Annotated in this window: 2 rRNA genes; both read right to left on the bottom strand. The window is 56.4% G+C overall.

The features are described 5' to 3' along the window. Nucleotides 1–2,782, bottom strand: a 23S ribosomal RNA gene (locus ACWEOH_RS19735); the annotation flags it as partial. A 475-nt stretch (nt 2,783–3,257) separates the two neighbouring features. Then, nucleotides 3,258–4,428: ribosomal RNA gene (locus ACWEOH_RS19730) — 16S ribosomal RNA — on the bottom strand; the annotation flags it as partial.

The raw sequence follows: 4,428 nt of genomic DNA, 5'->3' as shown, positions 1-4,428 counted from the left end.
CAGCTCGCGTACCGCTTTAATGGGCGAACAGCCCAACCCTTGGGACCTACTCCAGCCCCAGGATGCGACGAGCCGACATCGAGGTGCCAAACCATGCCGTCGATATGGACTCTTGGGCAAGATCAGCCTGTTATCCCCGAGGTACCTTTTATCCGTTGAGCGACAGCGCTTCCACAAGCCACTGCCGGATCACTAGTCCCGACTTTCGTCCCTGCTCGACCTGTCAGTCTCACAGTCAAGCTCCCTTGTGCACTTACACTCGCCACCTGATTGCCAACCAGGTTGAGGGAACCTTTGGGCGCCTCCGTTACTTTTTGGGAGGCAACCGCCCCAGTTAAACTACCCACCAGGCACTGTCCCTGAACCGGATCACGGTTCGAAGTTAGATATCCAGAGTGACCAGAGTGGTATTTCAACAATGACTCCACGAACACTGGCGTGCCCGCTTCAAAGTCTCCCACCTATCCTACACAAGCCACACCGAACACCAATACCAAGCTGTAGTAAAGGTCACGGGGTCTTTCCGTCCTTCTGCGCGTAACGAGCATCTTTACTCGTAATGCAATTTCGCCGAGTTCGCGGTTGAGACAGCTGGGAAGTCGTTACGCCATTCGTGCAGGTCGGAACTTACCCGACAAGGAATTTCGCTACCTTAGGATGGTTATAGTTACCACCGCCGTTTACTGGGGCTTAAATTCTCAGCTTCGCCTTGCGGCTAACCGGTCCTCTTAACCTTCCAGCACCGGGCAGGCGTCAGTCCGTATACATCGTCTTGCGACTTGGCACGGACCTGTGTTTTTAGTAAACAGTCGCTTCCCACTGGTCTCTGCGGCCACTCCACGCTTCCCCTGGCAAGCAGGTTCACGCTTCGGGCCCCCCTTCTCCCGAAGTTACGGGGGCATTTTGCCGAGTTCCTTAACCACGATTCTCTCGATCTCCTCGGTATTCTCTACCTGACCACCTGAGTCGGTTTGGGGTACGGGCGGCTGGAACCTCGCGTCGATGCTTTTCTCGGCAGCATAGGATCACCCACTTTTCATCCGCATCGCGTCTCAGCCTGTATGAGCGACGGATTTGCCTATCGCTCGGCCTACACGCTTGCCCCGGGACAACCATCGCCCGGGCTGGGCTACCTTCCTGCGTCACACCTGTTAATACGCTCACTCCACCAGACGGGGTCGCATGCCGCCCCGCGCATCACCCCGAAGGGATCCGCACGGCTTGGGATGCTTAGCACTTCTGATCTCGTGTGGGCGGTTCTTCGCCGGTACGGGAATATCAACCCGTTGTCCATCGACTACGCCTGTCGGCCTCGCCTTAGGTCCCGACTTACCCAGGGCAGATTAGCTTGACCCTGGAACCCTTGGTCTTCCGGAGGACGGGTTTCTCACCCGTCTTTCGCTACTCATGCCTGCATTCTCACTCGTGTGCCGTCCACGGCTGGTTTCCACCGCCGCTTCACCCGGCACACGACGCTCTCCTACCCATCAACACGGCTGGACCACGAAGGCCTACCACAAATGTCAATGCCACAACTTCGGTGGCGTGCTTGAGCCCCGTTACATTGTCGGCGCGGAATCACTTGACCAGTGAGCTATTACGCACTCTTTCAAGGGTGGCTGCTTCTAAGCCAACCTCCTGGTTGTCTGTGCAACTCCACATCCTTTCCCACTTAGCACGCGCTTAGGGACCTTAGTTGGTGGTCTGGGTTGTTTCCCTCTCGACGATGAAGCTTATCCCCCACCGTCTCACTGCTGCGCTCTCACTTACCGGCATTCGGAGTTTGGCTGACGTCAGTAACCTGTTGGGGCCCATCGGCCATCCAGTAGCTCTACCTCCGGCAAGAAACACGCAACGCTGCACCTAAATGCATTTCGGAGAGAACCAGCTATCACGAAGTTTGATTGGCCTTTCACCCCTATCCACAGCTCATCCCCTCCATTTTCAACTGAAGTGGGTTCGGTCCTCCACGACGTCTTACCGTCGCTTCAACCTGGCCATGGATAGATCACTTCGCTTCGGGTCTAGGACCTGCGACTGAATCGCCCTATTCAGACTCGCTTTCGCTACGGCTACCCCACACGGGTTAACCTCGCCACAGATCACTAACTCGCAGGCTCATTCTTCAAAAGGCACGCCGTCACCCCAACAAGGAGGCTCCGACGGTTTGTAAGCAAACGGTTTCAGGTACTATTTCACTCCCCTCCCGGGGTACTTTTCACCTTTCCCTCACGGTACTTGTCCGCTATCGGTCATCTGGGAGTATTTAGGCTTATCAGGTGGTCCTGACAGATTCACACGGGATTTCTCGGGCCCCGTGCTACTTGGGATCCCCTTCCGGCCGGCATGGCATTTCAGCTACGGGACTCACACCCACTCTGGTCCGGCTTTCAATCCGGTTCGCCTATACCACGCACGTCACCGTCGCTGTCCGGCAGAACAGCACGAAAGGTCCCACAACCCCGACCATGCAACCCCTGCCGGGTATCACACATGACCGGTTTAGCCTCATCCGCTTTCGCTCGCCACTACTCACGGAATCACGGTTGTTTTCTCTTCCTGTGGGTACTGAGATGTTTCACTTCCCCACGTTCCCTCTACCCGCCCTATACATTCAGGCGGGAGTCACCAGGTCACCCAAAGGGCCTGGCGGGGTTTCCCCATTCGGAAATCCTCGGATCACAGCTCGTTTATCAGCTCCCCGAGGCTTATCGCAGATTACGACGTCCTTCTTCGGCTCCAGATGCCAAGGCATCCACCGTTTGCTCTTAGAAACTTGAAATCACATGAGTTGAATCGATCGCGCACCACACCCCGAAAGATGCGATACGAGATTGACCAATGATTAGTCGAACGCACCCCGAAGGGCACGTCCTACGAATCTTGTGACCCAACGTCCACGCTCCGAAGAACGGCGACGTTGAATCTAAGATGCTCGCGTCCACTATGTAGTTCTCAACAGACGGCCAGAACCCCCACCCCCGACAACCCACGGTCATCATCGGTGAAGGTCTGAAGAAACCATCACCCCCCGCCACTCTCACAAGCGCGGGGGTTGTCCGGTCCCTCAGGACCCAACAGCGTGCACGTCCCCGCCATCCCGGCCCCGACCGTTCCAACCCCGCAAGCGAGGCGTACTAGATCTGAACCATTCAGACGAAGACCTATGTCAATGTTCCACCCATGAGCAGCCGGCAGACACGTTCGGTCTGATCCGGCATGCCTGGAACACCCTGCGGTGTCCAGATGCTCCTTAGAAAGGAGGTGATCCAGCCGCACCTTCCGGTACGGCTACCTTGTTACGACTTAGTCCTAATCACCGATCCCACCTTCGACGGCTCCCTCCACAAGGGTTAGGCCACCGGCTTCGGGTGTTACCGACTTTCATGACTTGACGGGCGGTGTGTACAAGGCCCGGGAACGTATTCACCGCAGCGTTGCTGATCTGCGATTACTAGCGACTCCGACTTCATGAGGTCGAGTTGCAGACCTCAATCCGAACTGAGACCGGCTTTTTGGGATTCGCTCCGCCTTACGACATCGCAGCCCTTTGTACCGGCCATTGTAGCATGCGTGAAGCCCAAGACATAAGGGGCATGATGATTTGACGTCATCCCCACCTTCCTCCGAGTTGACCCCGGCAGTCTCACATGAGTTCCCACCATAACGTGCTGGCAACATGCGACGAGGGTTGCGCTCGTTGCGGGACTTAACCCAACATCTCACGACACGAGCTGACGACAACCATGCACCACCTGTATACGAGTGTCCAAAGAGTTCTACATTTCTGCAGCGTTCTCGTATATGTCAAGCCTTGGTAAGGTTCTTCGCGTTGCATCGAATTAATCCGCATGCTCCGCCGCTTGTGCGGGCCCCCGTCAATTCCTTTGAGTTTTAGCCTTGCGGCCGTACTCCCCAGGCGGGGCGCTTAATGCGTTAGCTACGACACGGAAACCGTGGAAAGGTCCCCACATCTAGCGCCCAACGTTTACGGCGTGGACTACCAGGGTATCTAATCCTGTTCGCTCCCCACGCTTTCGCTCCTCAGCGTCAGTTACGGCCCAGAGAACTGCCTTCGCCATCGGTGTTCCTCCTGATATCTGCGCATTCCACCGCTACACCAGGAATTCCATTCTCCCCTACCGCACTCCAGTCTGCCCGTACCCACTGCAGACCCGAGGTTGAGCCTCGGGATTTCACAGCAGACGCGACAAACCGCCTACGAGCTCTTTACGCCCAATAATTCCGGACAACGCTCGGACCCTACGTATTACCGCGGCTGCTGGCACGTAGTTAGCCGGTCCTTTTTCTGCAAGTACCGTCAAGGCCGAAGCCCCTTCTTCCTTACTAAAAGCGGTTTACAACCCGAAGGCCGTCATCCCGCACGCGGCGTTGCTGCATCAGGCTTGCGCCCATTGTGCAATATTC

The organism is Agromyces sp. NPDC004153, from assembly GCF_053603635.1.
The sequence above is the reverse complement of the archived record's forward strand: the minus strand, read 5'-3'. Positions and strand labels throughout refer to the sequence as shown.